Below are 21,082 nucleotides of genomic sequence, written 5' to 3'. Positions count from 1 at the left end.
TAAATAAAAAGCTTTTAATAAATGATTAAATATTGTTCTCTTTTTATCCTTTCTTTTTGTTGCCTCAAATTATTATCCAACGATCACTCGGTCACCATAGGATTTGGTTCATGCGCTTATCAAGATCGCGTACAACCAATATGGGCCACCATTATGCAACACAATCCCGACTTGTTTGTTCTTATGGGCGACAATGTCTACATCGATAGTACTGATGAACAAGACATGAAAAATGCTTACCAAGAACTAGCACAAAAAGAACATTTTCAGCAATTCCGCAATCAGGTCCCAATCATTGCCACTTGGGACGATCACGACTATGGCATTAATGACGGCGGGAAAAACTTCTCTGCAAAACACAAAGCCAAGCAAGCCTTTATTGAGTTTTTCGACTATCCCGAAATTTCGCAACTAAAAAGCAAATCTCAAGGTATTTACCACACTAAATGGCTTAAGCAGAATGATCTCGACATTCAAATTATTCTTATCGACACTCGCTGGGATCGTGACGACTTAACACTCAGCTATTTAACGCCTGAACAAAGAAAACAATTACGATTAGGCCCTTACCAACCCAACAGTGATAACACCAGACAATTATTGGGCGACCAGCAATGGCAATGGTTAAAGAAAGAATTACAAAAAGCAGCAGATGTGAAAATTTTAGTTTCGAGCATCCAGGTCATTCCCGAATACTCAGGTTGGGAGCTTTGGGCTAATTTTCCTGACGAGCGCAAAAAGCTGCTCGACATGCTCAGCGAATACTCTAACAATAATTTAGTAATTGTTTCAGGTGATGTTCATCGTGGTGAGCTTTCACAAATCAAGTACAATGGAAAAACAATGTACGAAGTAACCAGCAGTGGATTAGCAGGTAGAGTATATCCAGCGGCACCCAATAAAAATCGATTTGGGCAAGCACTAATTAAACAAAACTACGGACTTATTGAAGTGAACAATGTCGACCAAAAGACGATTGAGCTTCAAGCTTCGCTCTACAGCGACGATGGAAAGTTATTTAATCAATTCGTAATGAATTTGGAGAATAAAAAGCTATGAAATATTTTATTTACACATTAGCTGCCGTTGTTTCATGCAGCGCAATGTCTTTTGGGAAAACTGGGCACCGAATCACCGGTGCTATTGCAGAAAAATACCTTACCGAAACAACACGACAAAGTATTGAGTCGATCATCGGAAATGAAACTTTAGCTGAAGCCTCAACTTATGTTGACGAAATGAAATCAAATCCTTCTGAGTTTTGGAGAAAAACAGCCAATCCTTACCATTACGTTACGGTTCCAAAAGGAAAAACTTACGCACAAGTTGGAGCTCCCAAAAAAAGTGATGCTGTAGAAGCTTTAAAAAAATATTCTAAAGTACTTAAAGATAAGAAAGCCAGCAAAGCCGATAAAGCAGTTGCACTTAAGTTTATTGTTCATATTATTGGCGACTTACACCAGCCATTACATGCTGGCAACGGCGATGACCGAGGCGGCAACGATGTCAAACTCCGATTTTTTTGGCAAGACTCTAACTTACATCGGGTTTGGGATAGTGGACTGATTGATCAACAGAAATTGTCATACACCGAATGGACCAATTTCTTAAATAGAACAATTACGCCCGATACAATCTTGCAATGGACAACAACCAACCCTGAAGATTGGATCGCTGAAAGCACAAAAATTCGCGATACCATTTATCCGAAAGAAGATAATCTAACTTGGGATTATCAATATCAACACTTACCAACGTTAAAATTGCGCTTAAAGCAAGGCGGGGTGCGAATTGCTGTTTATTTAAATGAGCTATTCGATCCAACTCATAACTAATTGTTGTTTTTGGCCTCTCTAGCCGGTTAATAGGCACCTATTTCTTTATGCCGAGTTCATTTAACTCGGCACTATTTGTTCCCATTTCACAAATATCAGAGTGCTGTAAATTGATTCTGACTGTAAACACTCCACTGTTGCCACCAACCATAAACATTCCTTTCATTCATTTAACTTTCTCAGAGAACTGCCACAAGACTTCATGATCGCCTGCCAAAGAGTAACGTGCTCTCGAATTCGGTTAGTTAATTGCTCAGATAATTTGGGAGAACTATGAATTTTGTGCAAAGCTAACCATTCATTTAGTTTATTATTATCGATGCTATTAAACATATTCGTTTCTATATAATTCTCAACTGCTTTTAAAGCATCAATAAGCTCTACCTGCTCTCGCTGAACTTTTGTCGTGTAAAATTTAGTAAGAACATTCGTCAAATAATCAAATTGTCGTGTGGGAATATTTTGTGGACAAATAGCTTGTTGATGTAAAGCTAAAGCTTCGTTTAACGATATCATATACGCTAAATGGCCTAATCCTTCATAAATCGCACTACCAAACACAGCACGATGCGATTCAATAGATTGAAATACATTAAACCATTGAGCTTTCTCTGGAAGTCTTTCATTTGAGATAAAACGATTTAATAGTTCAAGTTCTGCGACAACATGATTAACGCTATTCTGCGAAACTTGATTATCTCTTTGAGAAAATGAAAACAAACCTCGCCAGTAATTGCTTGCCCAAGTTAAATTCCATACAACATGTTTCATGTTTTCCTTTTTTATTCTTATTGCTGAAACCCATTCCGGAGATTTTTGAGATAATGAATGTTCGCACTGAGTTAACAGTTTTAAAGTTTTTAACTCAAAATACAATTGCGTCGCTGCTTCTCGAGTGCGACCGAGAGGACTATTTTTTTCTGCGATAACAGTTTGTAAGTCATCGCAGTTTATTGAAGAAAAAAACTCGCTCCAGTTAATTTCGACGCGCTCGATTGAAGCGAGCATAAAGCGTTTATCAGGATAAGGCGACGTATTAACGGAGACTAACGTTTCTTCAATTTCGAGTAAAGAAAAAATGCGGCTGCGATAATCATCAATCTCATGCAGTCTTGGATCAACAGAATCACATCCGACAATCCAGATACAACACATTAGTGTGATGACAAAGCGCATTGGACAACCAAATCGATCAATTAAAAGTCCATAATGACCAATTTAATCTTAAGACTCAAGTCAACAATGCACCATCACAGCGATCGAATACAACAAAAATTAAGCAGCTGTCTCCTTTAGCTTGTAACCATCTGAATGAACCGTGGTGACAGCACGACCGGAAGGATCCGCCAGTTGTTGGAACTGGCGATCCCACTCTAAAGCTTCGCTTGTGCTGCAAGCAACCGATTTTCCTCCAGGCACCGTTTCGGCTGCCGACTGCGATGGAAAATGTTGCGTAAAAATATCACGATAAAAATACGCTTCTTTTGTTAATGGTGTATTAACTGGAAAACGAAAATGAGCGTTTTTCATTTGTTCGTCGGTAACTTGCTTTTCAGCCAAGTCCTTTAACGAATCAATCCAGCCATAACCTACGCCGTCAGAAAACTGTTCTTTTTGGCGCCAGCACACATCGTGTGGTAATAAATCAGAAAATGCTTCGCGCAAAATTTGCTTTTCCATTTTTCCGTCAGTAATCATTTTCGCTTTAGGATTGACTTGCATGGCAACATCAATAAATTCGCGATCTAAAAAAGGGACACGCGCTTCAACGCCCCAAGCGGCCATTGATTTGTTTGCACGTAAACAATCGTACCAATGCAGTTTTTCAACTTTTCTAACAGTTTCTTCATGAAACGCTTGCGCGTTGGGCGCTTTATGAAAATATAAATAACCACCAAAAAGTTCATCACTTCCCTCGCCACTCAAGACCATTTTAATACCCATGGCACGAATTTTTCGCGACATTAAATACATAGGCGTTGATGCACGAATGGTTGTCACATCATAAGTTTCGAGGTGATAGATGACATCATGCAGAGCATCGATGCCTTCTTCAATGGAGTAAGTAAAGTTGTGGTGAATCGAACCAATGTGATCCGCGACTTTTTGTGCCGCGGCTAAATCGGGCGAGCCTTCTAAACCAATCGCAAAGGTATGCAAACTGGGCCACCAAGCACTCGATTTGCCATCGTCTTCAATACGCTTTTCAACAAATTGTTTTGCTACAGCCGCAACAATTGACGAATCTAAGCCACCTGATAATAAAACACCATAAGGTACGTCAGTCATTAAGTGTCTTTTAATCGCATCAGTTAATGCTTCACGTACGGCTTGCACGCTGGCCATGTTCGACGAAACAGCTGAATACTCTTTCCATGGCTTTTTGTAGTATGGTTTTATTTCACCTTCATCGCTTGAAAGATAATGCCCAGGAGGAAAAGCGGTTACGGTTTCGCACACATCGGTCAGAGCTTTCATTTCCGATGCAACATAAAAGTTACCGTGTTGATCATAGCCCGTGTACAACGGGATAATACCAATGGGATCGCGTGCAATTAAGTAGTTATCACGACTTTCATCGTAAAGAATAAAGGCAAACATCCCGTTTAAGTCGTCAAGTAGCCCGACGCCCTTTTCTTTATACAGCGCCAAAATGATTTCGCAGTCTGACTTAGTCTGAAATTCATAATCTAAGTCGAGTTGCTGCTTCAACTCTTTATGGTTGTAAATCTCACCATTTACCGCCAGCACTTGTAGCTTGTCGGGAGAGAGTAAAGGTTGTGCTCCATTATCAACATCAACAATTGCCAACCGCTCATGGACCAAAATGGCCGAGTCATTTTGATATACACCCGACCAGTCCGGGCCGCGGTGTCTTTGTTTTTTCGACTGCTGTATCGCTTGTTTGCGAAGTACTGAAACGTCCGATTTAATATCAAGAATTCCTAATATAGAGCACATAACGACGTACCTTAATATTGACAATTTAAACTAAATGCTCATTTCGAGCCTCTCTGTTAGTCAATCATTATCGAAATAGCCAAAAAAGTGAATACCCAACAACACAAATAGACTTTACGTTAAATATTATCTATTATTCTCTAATATATTCGCTGATCCGTTAAAAATACCTGAGATATAGCATGGAAAATCAGACAATCGACAATTTGGATAAAAAAATAATCAACGCGCTTATCTACGATGCCCGCCGACCCTATGCCGAATTGGCCAAAGAATTTTCGGTCAGTCCCGCCACCATTCATGTTCGAATAGAGAAATTGAAGAACGCAGGCATCATTACCGGCACGCATATGAAAGTCAGCCCAAAAAAGTTGGGTTACGACGTTTGCTGCTTTATCGGCATTAATTTACAAAGCGCGGGCGATTACCCCATTGTGATTAAAGAACTCGAAGCAATCGATGAAGTGGTAGAGGCCTATTACACCACGGGGCAGTACAGTATTTTAATAAAGATAATGACCCGCTCGATCGAAGACTTACAATGGCTACTTATCGACAAAATTCAGTCCATTGAAAAAGTACAAGCGACTGAAACCTTGATTTCATTACAGAATCCGATTCATCGGAGCATTTTAGTTTAGTTTTTTACATTCTATTATCAAGTAGAGAGTGAAAGTTTAGTGCTTTTCCGTAATACTTAAGAAAAGCCAACTCGAGTGAAGAAACATGGTTGATTCAACAAAATTCAACAACCTTTCAGAGCAGGAAAAAATTAAGGAAGTTTTTCGAAATATTCGAAATTTACTCTCCGTGATTGAGACTAAGTCAGTTTCAATTGACTGGCTAGATAACGTCGAGTCTGATGCCTTGAAAGGTCACTCGTGGGTAAACTCAGTTAATGGGTATTTTCAAGGCTTAAGAGCTGCGCGTGTTATTTCAGTAATCGAACTTCAAGCTCTTGACGAATTACTGTTTTCATTTGGTTATTTGAAGTAATAAGAATAATTTTAGTGAGCAATTATCAAGCGCTATTTAAAGATAACAATAGAAAAATTGCTTGAGGCGTTAACACGTATATTAACTCCAAGAAATTGGATTGCGATGTGTGGGTAATTACCCCGTAGTGATTAATTAACTCGAAAAGACCGGCGAATTGGTAGAGATTTATTACACTACTGGTGTGTGCATTATTTTGGTATAACTTGGTCGCAAAGCACATGTGTATTGATAATTGTCATATAATGTCCCATGACCAAACAACTTTATAGTAATCATCGTACTTATTTATTGATAACGTACAAAAGCATCCACTTTCTGTTAGCCAGGTAATTAGGGCTTCATCTTTCTCTGAAAGCCCCTCTTCGACTTCCTTTTCAAAATGCTCCTTATAAGGATTGACATAGGTATTGTAACTTGGATTTCCTAGTTTTATTGCAATCATTTCTAGCCAAGTTCTTACTAGCTCATGAGCATCTACCGGATATGGTACATGTTGAGCGAATGAGTAACTGTTCGTAGTATTGCCATTACAACTAATCAAAGATCGGGATAAATACCCTGCATACTGACGCTCATAGGAATATATATAACCATTACGCTCGTGTAGTTCTTTTTTATCATAGTCCACCGACTCTTCCATACTAACAATATCAGAACATGAAGTTCCCAGCTTTATATCAATAAAAGGATTAGCATTTAACATCAATGGCAATAAGAATAAAGTCAAAATGAAATTTTTCAAAACACATCTCCTGGAAGGCACACACAGTTTCAACTGACTCGATTTAGTTTTAATGCTAACTTTAAAATATGTAAATTAGCGACATAACTTACAAACCATATAATCGAACCATAAATTAAAAATACTTTACCTGAAAACTGATAGTCCAATCAAATGAAAACATCAATATAAAAGTAGTGAGCACTATTGCCATTACGTAATAAAAGCGAAAAAACACAAAATATCCCCGCAATAACTTTTTAGAGGCTTCTCTATCAGAATTACTATTCAGACCAAAGTTTCGAGTAAGATATGGTCTCATATATTTTCCTTTTATATTTAATAATTGATGTTTCTTCCATAAAATAGCTATATTGCAAGAAATTCTTCTTACAGCGCCTTGAAATACCGCGCTACTGGCCACTGTTCATAACCTTGAAATTCATAAGTTCGTCTCGCTGGCTCATGACCGGAGTCTCCAACTGTTTCAACCATCACCATTTTCATACCTGAAGCACAAATTTTTTCTTCAGAAAAATCCATTAGAGCTTTAATAATTCCCTGTCTTTGATGCGAAGGAGAAACAGCAATGATAGATATTTCGCCCATTTTGTCTTCCGGATGAATAGCTATACCGACAAATCCAACAAGCAGCTCTTTTTGAAAGGCTAACCAGAAACTTTCTGGTTCAGAGTCAAGTAATGCAGATACATCGTCAACTTGTCGACTCTTCCATCCCTTCGGATAAAAGTTATCGTATACAAAACGAGGAACATCGTATTCAGTTTTTTTAAATACCGGTTCCCAAGTATCAATAACTAACTCAAGCACTCTATCTCGATATTTTGTTTGATAAGGTAGAATTTTAATTGCTTTCATAATCAATGTTCTTATTGTATCAACTAGTGGAATCTTGGTAAGGATCTCTACAACTGTCTGTGACCAGCTTTATCCATTCTCCCATATCCTAATAAGAAACAACTTATTCAAACTTTTTGTTTCAAGGGAACAATCTTAAAACCGCAATGGATCACTCAATGACTCAACAGAATTAATCACTAAAAGCACTAAAGATACAACGCTTATTCTAAAAACCTTTTCAATAAAACAATAGGCAACCAACTCAACTCTCTTAAAAATGTGCTCTATTTCAAGTAATTCATTCCATTTTCAGCATTCCCAAGTATTAATAATACCCTTAAATATCAATTGGTTAACGTTGTTTTGTCGGATTATTTAAGATCTTTGCCGGATTATTGCTAACGGTCACACTGGTCAATTCCCATACAATTCGCACCTCTTGGTTGGCAGTCACCTAATGATAGGTAGTTGTCGTCGATCTTAAATTGGAGCGAAATTATGAAAAACAAACTTTGGTTAATTGCATTAACATCTGCATTGGTTTTATCGGGATGTAAAGACGGTGGTTCAGGTTCTAAAGACCCGAGCAAAATTGACAGCGACGGTGATGGCGTTGTCGACTCTCAAGACGCTTTTCCGAATGATCCAACAGAAACAACAGATACTGATGGTGATGGCATTGGAAATAATGCCGACACCGATGATGATAATGATGGGCACGCAGACATTAATGATGATGCACCTCTTGATCCCAACATTTTCGATTTAACTGCGCCGATGCTTACTGAGTTTACACCAGAAGACGGCACAACCAATATGGCTTTCACCACTAGTGTTTCAGCAACATTTAATGAGCCGATGGCTGTTGAATCATTTGGTGCTGGTTTCACATTTACCAATCCAGGTGGTTCTTCGGTAGAAACCACAACTGAGCTAACGAATAATGATCAAACCGTTACCTTAACTCCAGTGTCTAAACTTGCACTTCATACTACCTATACCGCAAACCTGACAACAGACGTTACCGATGCACAAGGCAATAACTTAGCCAATGGTCAAAGCTGGTCTTTTACCACTCAAGACGGTGCTTGGACAAGTAATCGAGAAATCGATTTAAATGAAGATGCACTTCCTAATTTCAAAGGCGCAATTCGCATGCAAGTCGCTTACGACAATAGTGGTGACGGTCTAGCAATTTGGGAAATACGTTCTTCGGACGTTCGAAGTTTAATGGCAAGCACTTACGATGCTGAGTTCGGCTGGTCAGCTCCAGAATTTATCGAGACAAATGAAGACGATATTGGCTACCCAAAAATGTCGATGAATGCGAATGGCAATGCCATTGTTACTTGGATGGCTTATCAAGAAGGTGGCGCAAGCACATTATGGACAAATACTTTCTTTAAAGGCGAAGGTTGGGGAGCACCGCAAAAGTTTGAGGCGCGTCCAACTCGGTTTTCACACGAAAATCATGATGTCGTCCTAAAAAATGATGGCACTGCAATTATCGCTTGGACACCACTACTCGAAGAAAATGTACAACCTCTATTGAGTATGCAATTTAACATTGAAGAAAAACTGGGCGCTATCGTAGAGCTAGATTCAAACCGCTCAATACGTCCATCTTTTGCAAAGTCAAATAATGACGAGATTGCACTTGTATGGCAAATGCTTAACGTAAATTGGAGCGCTGCTTCCAAAATACTCTCTGAAGAGAATGCTTGGAGCGACACGACGATTCTCGACAACAATGAAGACGCTTCTGTTTACGATATCAAACCGAAAGCGGCGATAAACAACCTAGGTAATATTATCGTTGCCTGGACTAGATACAATCCTGATGCAGATACAGAATCTGTTTGGGCGAACTATTACTCTTCCTCAGAAGGTTGGTCTGGAGAACAACAAGTAACTACTACCGCTTATGTAGCCTACGGCAGTGACATTGTTTTGAGCAATACCAATAAAGGAACTCTTGTGTGGATTCAAAGCAATAACGAAGATGAAGTTCGTTCACTTTACTCTTCACAATTTGACGCAGGTTCAGGCTGGACAACGCCGGAGTTAATCGAAAGTAACGACATTGGTGACATTGATACAGTTCAATTAAAACAAGACGCGAATGGCAATATCTTTGCCGTGTGGAAACAACGGTTAGAAACATTTACCAAGCGTCACCTATGGGTCAAACGCCTTACATCAGAAGGTTGGTTGACGGAGTTTAATGTTGACCCAACAGCAGGCAGCATTGATAACTATGATTTAGCATTTACAACTCGAGGCGAAGCAATACTCATATGGAACGCATGGAATGGAGAAATGTACCAAGTATTTAATAAGTTTTTTACTGAAGCACTTCGATAAACACAGGTTTAATAACGCGAATACAATTATTCTTATAATAACAACTCGCTCAAACCAAGAACTTTGGCCTTCAAAATGAAGGCCTTTTTTTATTAGTAAATCATTAATTTTTGATTAAAAAAATCTTCTCGCTATCCTAAATTTATGCCTATATTTTTGTAAGCCTATGTACAGCAGTTTCAGCTCTCATTTTCCAAAACTTAATGCTTAAACCGGCCAAATTTTTGTCAGCTTTACAAGAAAGAAACGAGCATACATAAAAATCCGCAACTTATTTCCTTGAAAATAAAGTGGTTTTTCTGACTCAAATTTGTCTACCCAAACACCCAATCTCACACTGAGAACAAAGTTATTCTATCTTGAAAAGCTTCATACCTTATCTATATTTAATCCACAGTATTAGAAATCCCCCTTCCTCGGAGTTTAAATGATAAGAAGTAGTTTTACGCTGATTGTTTATGCGTTGATTCACCCCTACGTTACCGCTGGTCAACCATTGGGAACACCCGATCCTGACTATATAGAATACCCCTATGGGGAACCACCCAGTGAAGCTGAAGTTGAGTTAGGTAAAAAGCTTTTCTTCGACCCTCGCTTGTCAGTCAATGAAAGTCAAAGTTGTGCAACTTGCCATAATCCAGACCTTGGTTTTAGCGACGGCGTTAAGTTTAGCTTTGGAGCCAACGGGAAAAAACTTGAGCGTCATACACCACACCTCTACAACCTAGCTTGGAATGTCATTTTTGCGTGGGATGGCCGAGACATGACATTGGAAGAGCAAGCCCTTGGTCCAATCGAATCAAAAGCAGAAATGGGTATGTCCTTAACGATACTCCCGCAAAGGTTAGGCAGCATACCTGGCTATAAAAAACTATTCAAAGAAGTGTATAACTCAGAAGAGATAACTGCAGAACTTGTTACTCAAGCCATCGCTGCGTTTGAGCGAACCATAATCTCCAATAACTCTCCATTTGATAAATATATTGCGGGTGACAAAAATGCCATGTCACCTGCGGCAATCAGAGGATTAGAACTATTTAAAGGAAAAGCGAGATGTACCGAATGTCACGATGGAGAGAATTTTACAGACAATAGTTTCCACAATTTAGGCATTAAAGGCGACGACCCTGGTCGCGCTAAAATCATTAATGACGACAGTTTATTTGGAGCCTTTAAAACCCCAGGGTTAAGAAATATTGCGCTTAGCCCACCCTATATGCACGACGGCTCTAAAGCGACTCTCGAAGAAGTCATGGAATTTTACAATCGAGGCGGTGACGGAGCTAAAAATACTTCAAATGTAATAAAACCCTTAAATTTAACGAAACAAGAGATTTATGACCTTGTTGCCTTTATGGGTGCACTAACCGATCCCGTTATTATTGAACGTCCATCGTTGCCATAGGAGCTAATCAATGAATAAAATAAATTACTACTTCATTTTGCCATCCATATTGTTTTCACCTCTTTTGTTCGCAGGCAAAGTGAACGTTGAATTAAAGTTTGACAAGCGCCCTCCTACAGCAGGTATTTTTTATGCTATGGGGAGCAAACCAACTGCGAAAAATGGCGTTCTTGATCAAAAGAATAAAGAGTTCACGTCTTCGATAGTTGTAACCGATAATGAAGGTTCTTTGACCTTTAAAAATACCGACGATGTCGATCATAATATATTTGCCAATGATAGAAGTAGTGGTGTCGAATTTGATGTTGGACTTATGCCAACAGGTACCACAAATAAACTAGATGTTGACTGGAAAAAAGACACTCTTGTCCGTCTAGGCTGTAAAATTCACCCTAGAATGCGTGCCTACATTGCAAACATTAATAGTGACTCTTATAAAGTATTTGAGTTTGATCGCGACAAGACAGAGTATGCAGCTGAAATTGATAATGTCGATGACTCCACTAGTCAATTTAGATTTATGTTTGGCAACTTCGACCCCGTAGAAGTAGAAGTCAAAAAAGGAGAATCTAAAACGATACCATTGACTAAGCGAGGAAAGGAGGCTGGAAGTGCAAAAATCTCTCGGTAAATTCATTGGTATGACTACATTCTTATTAATGACATCCAGCGCCTCCATTGGTTCCGATCAAGTTATTAATCCATTTTCTGTAACTCCTTTCAAACCTCCGAAAAACTCTGCCATTACAGAGAGCTATCGTACAGAATGGAATAGAATGACCGGCTTTGAACTCTCTGGTCTTCATTGGAATCAATTTATTGTGGTCTATACTGATAAAGGGAGTAAAACCTATAAGAAAAACTTTTATGAGTACATAAAGTGGATGCAAGCTTTTGACGAAGGTGACGATTACGAAGCGCAATATCAAGAATATCCGGTCGGCACTGTCGTACTAAAAGAAAATTTCACTTCAGATAAGGGAAGACCTGACCTAGCAACGACTTTAACGATAATGGTTAAGCATGAAAAAGGCTACTCACCGAAAGGTGGTGACTGGGAATATATCGAGTCAACAAAAGATGGCCAAGTGATTATGAGAGGCAAAGCAGAAGACGAAGCTATAAATCAGCGCTGTGCTGCATGCCACATGAGTATAAAAGATAGAGACTATATATACTCCGTTCACCTAACTGGAGATCACTCTAATTAACACAGTACTTTACTTATTATGAAAGGTACATTCTCTAATTTTGGAGTTCGAACAAAGCTTTTAGCTTTGTTCGTTCCTGTACTTGTTTTATTGATTGTGTCATCAGTTATTAGTTACGATCAATTTACAAATGCCCGGCAACAGTTTCACCAAGTCGTTCACGTCAGTCAACCCAAAATGCTGGCATACACCAAGCTCAACAGCCGTGTTGATATATTTATTAGCCGGCTAGCTCTCTATAGCTTATCTCAAACACAGGATTCACACACCAAACTATTAGAGTCTAAGCAAGACGTGTTTGATAGTCTGAGCAACATCAAACGGAATTACAGTAACGACCCGGACATGCCGGATCTCGTAGATGATATTGAAGAGGAATTAAATAAAATTCGTAATGTCGACGAGCGAGCTCGGAAACTAGTAGATGACTGGAAATCGAACTATCCTGCTTTAGTTAAAAACTTAAATGAACTTGAACCACTTTCATTCACTATTTTTCAAAATATCAGTGATGTCTTACTATTCGACGAAAACATATCAAGTAAAGCAGTTCAATCACTTCAAGAGCTTCGATACAACTGGGCGATGGTAAACCTATATTTTTCACGGTTTTTATCCCAAAGAAGTCAAAATGCACTAGAAAAAATGCAACTCCATTATTCGGGAACATCACAAGCTCTGTCAGAAAGTCTCTCACTAAATTTAGATTACGAACAACTCGACCTTTTAGAGGCCGTCAAAGATGAAATCGAAAACTACAAAGAAATAAGTCAATCAATTATAGACACACATCTTAGTGATACTTGGCGAAAAGACGCAGTGATGTATCGCGAGGATATTTCTCCGCCTGTGGATAACATACGGGAATCTTTTGATAAGTTATTATCGCACTTACAAAAAAAGAATAGTGAAGATTTCACACAACTAGAAAACTCATTTTCCGAAGCAACCACGAGATTAATTATTATTTTATGCTTCTCCATAATCTTTAGTCTTATTGCTATTTTCTTACTCACCAAATATATCGTAGTGCCAACAAAACATCTTTATTCAGCACTTATAGAGCTTAATAGCGGCGACTGCAATTTAAATTTTAGATTACCTATAGATACAAAAGATGAAATTGGCGGAACAGCTCAGCAATTCAATCAGTTTTTAGAGACCATAAGCGAAATCGTCAGTTCCGTTAAACGTTCATCAACAGCGCTAGATGAACTCGTAAATAGAAGCAAAAGCACTTTCGATGAACTAAGTAGTATTTCAAATAATACTGAAAAACAAACCATTTCAACAGAGTCATCGGTGGAAGCAATAGCAAACGATTCACAAGACGTTTTTTCTCATGCATCATCTACAGCCGAGCAGCTTCGCTCTGCCGAATCTTCGGTAAACTCAGCCATTCAATCGATGGAAAACTTAAGCCATAACTCAGACAATGTCTATGCTGCAATTTCCGACTTAAAGAAAGGATTAATCGAACTCGATGAGAAAGGACAAAGTATGCTATCGATGATATCGGGTATTAATGATATTACTGAACAAACGAATTTACTGGCACTCAATGCAGCAATTGAAGCAGCCAGAGCAGGAGATGCAGGGAGAGGTTTTGCTGTTGTTGCTGACGAAGTACGACAATTAAGCAAAAAAACCCATCATACAACGGAAAACATGAATACGATTCTTCAAGAAAATTCTGAATTGAATAAAAATTTTGTTGAACGAATGAATCAAACGGTGACTCAAACGGACTCTATGCTTGAAAGTGTTAGTCAAACTAAAAAATTACTCGACGAACTTGTCAATATTTTCAGTAAAATCGGAGATATGACAAATAATATTGTTAACTCAACAGTTATTCAGAGTAAATCTACCGTTGGAATTCTTGGTGCAACAACAAAAGTAAAAGAACATGTACAACAAACCAATGTAGAAATATCAAACTTAGTGGAGATACTTGGCAATATTCACACTAAAAGTGGCGAGCTACGCACGAATGTTTCCAAGTTTAGAAGTGATTAGTAAAATTCTCGTTTACACTCTCAAGCTTTCCTATTCTAATATTTTTATTTAAAAACCTTCCAGTAACTGATCTCCAACGATCATTTAACGCATTTAGAACTCGGTCAACAGATTAGTTTCTGTGTGCGAATTAATCTTGATTTTTCTCAACTATACTGAAAGCAATTTGATTAATAATACTACGAGCGAGAGTTAAAGCTCGTTAAATAATATCTTTTGAGTGACCTTACTCGGTTAAGATAGAATTCAGCTAAGGGAGTACATAATCACTATCACTACTTATTAATGGGACGAGACAATGAAAAACATACTTTTTATTCTTATCTTGGCTTTTACCGCCATAACAGCATCATCTCACTCAGATTATGAGAGCACAAAAAGAGAAAACCGTTATTTAAAAAAGGAAATTAAAGAACTACGGGCCGATGTCCGACGTTTAGAAGGACTTATCTTAAATTTGATGGATATGGTGGAACATAAACCGAGACACGATAGAGGACATAAGAAACAATGGGCATGTTATATGAATGATATGCGAGCAGGTGGAATTTATGGAACAGGAAGTTCAGAAGCCGAGGCTAAAGGAAAAACGCTGCAAAGTTGTACAAAAAATGGCGGAGTCTGTTTTTCTAGCGACTTAAAATGCAGCAAATCAGACTAGGCAGAAATCTCATTAACTTCCATTTTTAAGCTCCATCTTGATAAAGATGGAGCTTAAAGCAAACAAGATTACAGTAACAATTTATTGAATTGGTAGAAATACGTCAGTTACTGCATCTTTTTCCAAAACTTCCGGAAAGAAACTCACTCTTTCGAAAAAGACTGGAAAGTCTCTCAGTTCATATGCAGAGTTTTCAATCCAATCTGAATAAAGAAAATTAACAACAGCGCCTATCGTATCATCACTTCCGATATGCCTAATTCTGGCACATTGCCCGGCAGGGATACTCTTGGTGACCAATACATTGCCCTTATTTTTAAGTGGTTCCTTTATTTCACAAGCTACATCGAAACGAAATTCGTCAGGCGGCGTAATTCTAGGGTCGTCATATACTAAGTTAAAGGTTCTATTCTTCTCTGGCGGAAGTCGGTTTAATTTTCGCCACTCAATAAATTTCCTTATCGTATCGCCTAATAAAACAGGAGAGCCTCGATGTTCCATCACTGCAATATTCAGTTCCGGAAAATCGACAATGTCGACGGTAAAATTTTCACTCATAACTCTTCCCCTTAAATTAACAACAGGCTCATATTTTGATTGCCAAGAAGTCCAGTCGGGGTGTTGCCTAAATTCAGAAGGACTTTGATTAAAGTAACTTCTAAAAGCCCGAGAAAATGATTCGTGTGTTTGGTAACCACAACTCAATGCAATATCGATAATAGATGTTTCTCGATAAGCTAACTGATAAGCCGCACTTTTTAACCGAAGCAAACGCACCAACGTCATTACCGTAATACCCAAAAAAGCAGAACACTGACGATGAAAGTGAAATTTAGATAAGTTTGTCACTCGACATAATGATTCGATACTAATCTCTTCATCCAGGTTATCTTCGATAAAACGAATAACATCAACAAATCGATCACGATAATTGGACATTGACTCCACTGCCTCCTTAGCAAAAACAGGATAGTCATTGCATTTTGAATAAGCTTGACCAAAATTGCTATTCTTCACAGATAATAAAAAAGGGTCACGAATGCGACCCTTTAACAACAACCACTAGTCGATAGCTACTAGTTACATTCACTTTCCCAAATTTGGTTGGCCCAGGTCGGGTAATCAACAAATGGATTGCGATTTCCTTGTTGCTCAACAATCCTAGCGTGCCGTGCAATCTCTGCATTACTTACGGGATCTTGATTATGCCAAGCCAGTAACGTACATAACTTGCCCAAAGTTGCGCCACTCGAATTGGTATAGTTAACCAATTTCAAATCAGGTACGCCAGTCGAATCGTTGCCATTGTAGCGAATATCCATATAAAACATCATTCTCGCCATATCGCCTTTAATGTCATCACGCGGTTGAATACTATCACTGTCGGTATAATTACCTGGCGCTTCACTTATTTGGCTGCCACCATTGTCGAAATCCTTATTACCCCGAGTCGAATTGACAGATGCATCGGAAGGTCTTAGATGGTGGATATCGGTATAGGCCCACTGTCCAGAACTTGGAAAACCATGACTCTTAGGCCAACTGTGCTCACGGTTCCAGGCGTCTGGATCATTATTGCCGCTGGAAGTAAAAGATTTTGATTGCGAACGTCCAGTATAAATTAAAATAACGTTGTTACTGTTATTTGGATCTTCATCGGTATATTTTAGTGCCGTCCAAACTTGAGAATAAGACATGCGAGAATGGTTACGCGCCGCAGCTTCATTTAATGCAGCAAGCAAGTTTTGCCCTGTTTTGCCAATGGCATCGCTATAATAATTTTCAAAACCGTCCCAGGTTGCACCATCAGTTCCATCTCCAGGTCCGTCGTCTCCGGAGCCATCATCGCCATTTCCACCCTCAATATTGGCCGACAAACTCACATTACTGTAACTCGAATATCCGTAAATCAAAACATAGTAGTTACCGGCTTGTAGGTTATTCAGAGTGCACAGTTCATCATTACCACCAATATATGGTCGGCAATCATAACTGGATTGTGTTGGTTGCGCGTCCGCTCTCACATACAGGTCAGCATCACCAGTGCCACCACTCATTGCAACGGTAAGCTGAGTACTACCTGACGGTACATTGATTTCAAAATATCTGGAAGATCCTTGCCCAGCTGCAAGACCAAATAAAGTTTGGCCATCGTCAAGAACATCCATATCAGTTTGTGACTCATCGTAAGTAGCAAGAAGGGAGACGTTGGAAAAAGTGCTGTAAGCTCGAAGTTGAATGTAATAAATGGAGGAGGAAGGAGAGGAGAAGAAACAGTTTTCGGTATTACCAGTTCGATAAGGGCGGCAATCGTATCTCGATGATGTCGGCACCGCCCCGGCCCTCACATACAAATCGGCGTCGCCAGTTCCGCCCCACATTTCTATTTTAATATTTGTGGCACCATCTGGAACATGCAGTTCATAATTCAGTTGTGAACCTTGTGAGGCACCAATAGAAGAGACTTCAACGCCTTCCGATAACTCAAGAGCTTGAGAAGAAATCGAAAGAAAAGAAGATATCAAAAGAAAAAACAGAGCGTTTTTCATTGTGCGTTTCCTTTATCGTTTTCGTTATCACGGGAATTGCTTGCGCATTCTACATTGATAAAGGTAGCACTCCAATATATCAGGGATGTTACAACGCAATATTTTTAGTAAATTTTGAATCTTAACCCTAATTTTTATAATTAAATTGGAAAATGCAATCTCGGCTCTATCTAACTGTTATAGTTATGCACCAATTCGTCACCTTCCTTGATGTCTTTTAGTGCAACGACAGTAAGATCATCGTAGTAAGCAACATTTGGACGAGATGAATGATTGATAAAACGGAATTGGTTTAAAACTCGCACAGCTTCAGTTTCTGACAACCAAAGAACATAAGCGCCATCTTTCTCAACCGGCTTTGTTTCTAAATGACCAATTAAGGTACCTTTTCTAATAGGTTGGTCGGCGAACAAGCCGCGACCATGAATTTTACTGCGTTTCGTTTTGACCATAACAGACATAACCAGTATTTAATAATATTAAACTCAAATAATAACAAATTTGCGAACAAATGAACCAGCTATAAAAATGCCTGACTGGTAGCTCTGCAACGAAATAGTTATGCGCTTACACCAAACTGAAGATAAAGCACGCCACTTAATGTAATCCAAATACCCATCATCGTTTTTAGTTTTATCGCGCCCAACCATGTAGCGATAACTCGAGCAACAGCACCGCCAATCATAGCCGCTGGAGCAGCAAACAATAATATGTCGGTACTAATTATTCCCTGCCCCACATATTTCATTACACCAACAATGACAGAAATCGAAGAAACACAAACCGCAACAGCGACCGCTTGCTGGACTCGAAACTTCATGGCCAATAGTGCAATGGCGACTAATTCCCCCACACCAACAGAAAGCCAAGCGGTGACCATACCACCAATTATCGCCACAAAAAGTAAAAACAATTGTTCAATATAAGAAAGGCTTACGCTCCGCTCTTCGGGAACTGCTTTAAATAAGAAAGGAGCCAGAACAATATAAAGTCCAACAAATATCGAAAAAAAAGAAAATAAAGAATGCACATCAAATTTTAAAGGCGGCAAAACATACTGCGCAAGCAATAGCCCAATAAGAGACCCGACAACACTCAAAGTCAGTAAATGAGTAAAGCCATGCCACTCATAATGTCCTAAGTTTCGCTCTCGCTGTCGAAAGCTTAACCAGGCTAAAGCGCCTGATGTCATACCAAAACATTGAATCGCGAAACTGGTCGATAAAGCCGTCTCAGTTGAGATTCCCAGCATTGTAAATGCCGGTAGAAAAATAATACCACCGCCAGCGCCAGTTGAATTAGCTATAATCGCGGCTAGTAAACCAATAAAAAAGAAATGTCCAAAAGCACCCAGACGATGCTCAAAAAGTTGTGGAGTATCGTTTAAAAAAATGCAAATAACATACAGTAACGAGAGACTCGATACAAAAAACAGCCAGCGAGACCAATATGATGTTATAAAATACATAATTATATAAGTTGTTATCTAAAACAAATAATAAAAGCTGACTCTTAATACTTCAGTATCTGGAACTAAGCCAAATTCGCACTCAGAACATCCGCTAAATTTTTGCCACTCGAGGCGACTCGAAAAATGGGAGGTCCAGTTTTGCATAAATTCGGCACGAAGGAAATAACTCTCATCGTCCAGGTTTGATTGTGTACTTAGACGATATTGTAAAAGCTGGTCAACTTTTGAGTTTGATAACGCGAAGTGAGCGTAGTTTTGCCTTAATTGACCCAAGCCCATAAGTGACAACATTCGGCCGATTTGTTCAAAGCCATTGGCAGGATTGGTACCGTTCACAATATCGAGATTCGCGCTGTCCAATTCAGTAATCAGCGAGTCCCATTCATTTTCTTCATAGCCATGTTCGTTGTACAAATACTCAAATGATAAATCCCAACCGGGGAAAGCGTAACTAAATCCAATCACCGATTTTAAATATCCCTCATCTTCGAAAAACCAGTTATCCAAAGAAAGTGGAAATTCTCGTCGTTTCATATGGGAAACATCGGCTTTAAATGTAATAGTGTCAGTTAATAGTTGGCTCCATGTTAATGCAACACTCGCTTCAAGGCTTTCAACCTTATAAATAATCAATGAGATATCGGCCGGGCTTGCTATTGAATATTTCAACGCGTATTGATATCGATCAATTAACAATGGATCTAATGAATGCTCAATTTTATCAGCTGCAACTAAAGTCCAACTGGAATCTGCGAATCGTCGATTAATTTCAAGCAAATCCCAACCTTTTAGTTGTTCACGGTCATCACGATCGTAATTAGGTCGATCGAAATAGGGCTGAAAAAGATTCGCCGGAGTCCAATTGAATCCTTCACTCCATTGTATTTTCTTGCGTCCCGCTGCAACATTCCAAATTTTCTTTGCCGATGAATACTCTACAAATGACTCCAAAGTTTCAGAGCGACTTTCAGTCGGAGCATCATCATCTTCATAGGCTTCATAGAAGCCTGAAGAATAGACGCGAAAATTATCATTAATCGCAAAATCTAAATTAAGTTGCAGCCCTTGAATCTGTCGCTGTTCGGTAAAATCTATTAAGTTGGTAAGCTGACTCTGATCAAGCTCATTCTCTTGATAATAGGAGTACCAATCGGCGTTCCACTCAAAAGCTTGCGATTCTGGTGACTCGATAGTTATATCAGAAAACGGGTCGTCGTAGGTTGAGTCTGCGGAAAATAGTAGCGGACTAATTAAACCAATCAAAAAATACCGCAAGGTCATAAGCGTGATAACTCATCTTTAGCAAACTGTTGAACACTGAGTGTTTGTTTTTGGTAGTTATCAAATAGCATCCAGGTATGATAGCCCTCTCGTATCGGATCGACTAATAGCAATTTATGAAGTTTTTGTTGACCATCAAATTTTTTATACTCTTTGTAATGTGCGACTTTTATCAACTTACCACTACGAGAATAATGTTCACTTTGAACAGGAAGATGAGGCGTTTCTGCAGCTAAAACGAAAACGATTTTGTGGTAAATTGCCGACTTATCTTCCGCTACCAAATTAACTGTTATGGAGCTATTCTCGTTAACATCAACCTGCTCTACTTTATAATTTTTAGAATAACTAACACCAACAACATCGGCGTTACTCGTTTGACCCAACAACCGTTGTGCGGGAGCAACCCGAATGACACGTCGCGTGTTGGGTATGTGCAGCCACATATCCTTTCCTTCTTTAAGTAAAGCTCGACCTTTTACTCTCTCAGGAGAAATAAACTCCACCAAAGATTTGTCATTCAATACTTTGACTCTCAACTGATTTTGCTTCTTGTCCCCGTCGGGCTCGACACTGACATTAACGATGTCAAACTTAAAACCACTATCTTGATAACCACGAACTGAATCAAGTATTTCTAGATAATTAATATCATCTGCTCTTAGTGAAAAAGAAACTAAGACAAGGATACTGAGGAATATTTTTCTAGAGTTCTTTTTCATATTATCGACCTGAATTATCTTA

Annotated in this window: 21 protein-coding genes; 10 read left to right on the top strand and 11 right to left on the bottom strand. The window is 38.9% G+C overall.

The window, feature by feature from the left end; genetic code table 11:
- Positions 1-21 precede the first annotated feature (21 nt).
- Together FAX86_RS08600 and FAX86_RS08595 are read left to right on the top strand one after the other, a co-directional pair.
- Entirely contained in the window at positions 22-1,059 is a 1,038-nt protein-coding gene (locus FAX86_RS08600) for an alkaline phosphatase D family protein (RefSeq protein ID WP_144392918.1), read from the top strand.
- Positions 1,056-1,835: a S1/P1 nuclease gene (locus FAX86_RS08595; protein ID WP_144392917.1), complete on the top strand. Its 780-nt coding sequence runs from the start codon at positions 1,056-1,058 to the stop codon at positions 1,833-1,835. Before FAX86_RS08600 ends, FAX86_RS08595 begins: the two co-directional genes overlap by 4 nt.
- Positions 1,836-1,872: 37 nt before the next feature.
- Here FAX86_RS08595 and FAX86_RS22735 read toward each other — a convergent pair whose 3' ends face one another.
- The 3 genes from FAX86_RS22735 to asnB all read right to left on the bottom strand — a co-directional run bounded on the left by FAX86_RS22735 (position 1,873) and on the right by asnB (position 4,796).
- On the bottom strand, positions 1,873-2,001 hold the full coding sequence (locus FAX86_RS22735; RefSeq protein ID WP_281286388.1) for a hypothetical protein: 129 nt from the start codon (positions 1,999-2,001) through the stop codon (positions 1,873-1,875).
- On the bottom strand, positions 1,998-3,011 hold the full coding sequence (locus tag FAX86_RS08590) for a DUF3080 family protein (protein WP_144392916.1): 1,014 nt from the start codon (positions 3,009-3,011) through the stop codon (positions 1,998-2,000). Before FAX86_RS08590 ends, FAX86_RS22735 begins: the two co-directional genes overlap by 4 nt.
- A gap of 99 nt (positions 3,012-3,110) precedes the next feature.
- Complete coding sequence (gene asnB / locus FAX86_RS08585) at positions 3,111-4,796, bottom strand: asparagine synthase B (RefSeq protein ID WP_144392915.1); 1,686 nt, start codon at positions 4,794-4,796, stop codon at positions 3,111-3,113.
- Between the two features lie 182 nt (positions 4,797-4,978).
- Here asnB and asnC point away from each other — a divergent pair, with 182 nt between their 5' ends.
- The gene (gene asnC / locus FAX86_RS08580; protein WP_144392914.1) at positions 4,979-5,437 is read left to right on the top strand and encodes a transcriptional regulator AsnC; all 459 of its coding nucleotides are present in this window, start codon (positions 4,979-4,981) and stop codon (positions 5,435-5,437) included.
- Between the two features lie 85 nt (positions 5,438-5,522).
- A complete protein-coding gene (locus FAX86_RS08575) occupies positions 5,523-5,792 on the top strand; it encodes a hypothetical protein (protein ID WP_144392913.1) in 270 nt (89 codons plus the stop codon).
- A 238-nt stretch (positions 5,793-6,030) separates the two neighbouring features.
- Here FAX86_RS08575 and FAX86_RS08570 read toward each other — a convergent pair whose 3' ends face one another.
- The gene (locus FAX86_RS08570) at positions 6,031-6,522 is read right to left on the bottom strand and encodes a hypothetical protein (RefSeq protein WP_144392912.1); all 492 of its coding nucleotides are present in this window, start codon (positions 6,520-6,522) and stop codon (positions 6,031-6,033) included.
- A 384-nt stretch (positions 6,523-6,906) separates the two neighbouring features.
- Positions 6,907-7,395, bottom strand: coding sequence for a GNAT family N-acetyltransferase (locus FAX86_RS08565; protein ID WP_144392911.1), 489 nt, complete (start codon positions 7,393-7,395; stop codon positions 6,907-6,909).
- A gap of 480 nt (positions 7,396-7,875) precedes the next feature.
- On the opposite strand from FAX86_RS08565, the gene FAX86_RS22495 reads away from it, so the two are divergent.
- The 6 genes from FAX86_RS22495 (at position 7,876) to FAX86_RS08535 (ending at position 15,037) form a co-directional block, all read left to right on the top strand.
- Positions 7,876-9,741, top strand: a complete 1,866-nt coding sequence (locus FAX86_RS22495) for an Ig-like domain-containing domain (protein ID WP_144392910.1) — start codon at positions 7,876-7,878, stop codon at positions 9,739-9,741.
- A gap of 427 nt (positions 9,742-10,168) precedes the next feature.
- Positions 10,169-11,146, top strand: coding sequence for a cytochrome-c peroxidase (locus tag FAX86_RS08555; protein WP_144392909.1), 978 nt, complete (start codon positions 10,169-10,171; stop codon positions 11,144-11,146).
- 10 nt (positions 11,147-11,156) lie between these two features.
- Positions 11,157-11,777 carry a cupredoxin domain-containing protein gene (locus tag FAX86_RS08550; protein ID WP_144392908.1) on the top strand — a complete coding sequence of 207 codons (621 nt, stop codon included), beginning with the start codon at positions 11,157-11,159 and terminating at the stop codon, positions 11,775-11,777.
- Positions 11,758-12,357, top strand: coding sequence for a cytochrome P460 family protein (locus tag FAX86_RS08545; protein WP_144392907.1), 600 nt, complete (start codon positions 11,758-11,760; stop codon positions 12,355-12,357). The genes FAX86_RS08550 and FAX86_RS08545 overlap by 20 nt, the downstream gene beginning before the upstream one ends.
- An 18-nt stretch (positions 12,358-12,375) precedes the next feature.
- On the top strand, positions 12,376-14,376 hold the full coding sequence (locus FAX86_RS08540) for a methyl-accepting chemotaxis protein (protein WP_144392906.1): 2,001 nt from the start codon (positions 12,376-12,378) through the stop codon (positions 14,374-14,376).
- 298 nt (positions 14,377-14,674) lie between these two features.
- Positions 14,675-15,037 (top strand): hypothetical protein, encoded by a 363-nt coding sequence (locus tag FAX86_RS08535; RefSeq protein WP_144392905.1) that lies wholly within the window; start codon positions 14,675-14,677, stop codon positions 15,035-15,037.
- Between the two features lie 81 nt (positions 15,038-15,118).
- On the opposite strand, the gene FAX86_RS08530 is transcribed toward FAX86_RS08535, so the two are convergent.
- From FAX86_RS08530 to FAX86_RS08505, 6 genes are all read right to left on the bottom strand, one after another.
- Entirely contained in the window at positions 15,119-15,976 is an 858-nt protein-coding gene (locus tag FAX86_RS08530; RefSeq protein WP_144392904.1) for an AraC family transcriptional regulator, read from the bottom strand.
- A 137-nt stretch (positions 15,977-16,113) separates the two neighbouring features.
- A complete protein-coding gene (locus FAX86_RS08525; protein ID WP_144392903.1) occupies positions 16,114-17,586 on the bottom strand; it encodes an endonuclease in 1,473 nt (490 codons plus the stop codon).
- A 170-nt stretch (positions 17,587-17,756) separates the two neighbouring features.
- On the bottom strand, positions 17,757-18,038 hold the full coding sequence (locus tag FAX86_RS08520) for an SET domain-containing protein (protein WP_246128526.1): 282 nt from the start codon (positions 18,036-18,038) through the stop codon (positions 17,757-17,759).
- A 107-nt stretch (positions 18,039-18,145) separates the two neighbouring features.
- Complete coding sequence (locus FAX86_RS08515) at positions 18,146-19,054, bottom strand: sulfite exporter TauE/SafE family protein (protein WP_144392901.1); 909 nt, start codon at positions 19,052-19,054, stop codon at positions 18,146-18,148.
- 18 nt (positions 19,055-19,072) lie between these two features.
- Entirely contained in the window at positions 19,073-20,338 is a 1,266-nt protein-coding gene (locus FAX86_RS08510; RefSeq protein ID WP_144392900.1) for a hypothetical protein, read from the bottom strand.
- Entirely contained in the window at positions 20,335-21,060 is a 726-nt protein-coding gene (locus FAX86_RS08505) for an outer membrane lipoprotein-sorting protein (RefSeq protein ID WP_144392899.1), read from the bottom strand. The genes FAX86_RS08510 and FAX86_RS08505 overlap by 4 nt, the downstream gene beginning before the upstream one ends.
- Positions 21,061-21,082 lie beyond the last annotated feature (22 nt).

Source organism: Pleionea sediminis (assembly GCF_007570825.1).
Lineage (GTDB): Bacteria > Pseudomonadota > Gammaproteobacteria > Enterobacterales > Kangiellaceae > Pleionea > Pleionea sediminis.
The sequence above is the reverse complement of the archived record's forward strand: the minus strand, read 5'-3'. Positions and strand labels throughout refer to the sequence as shown.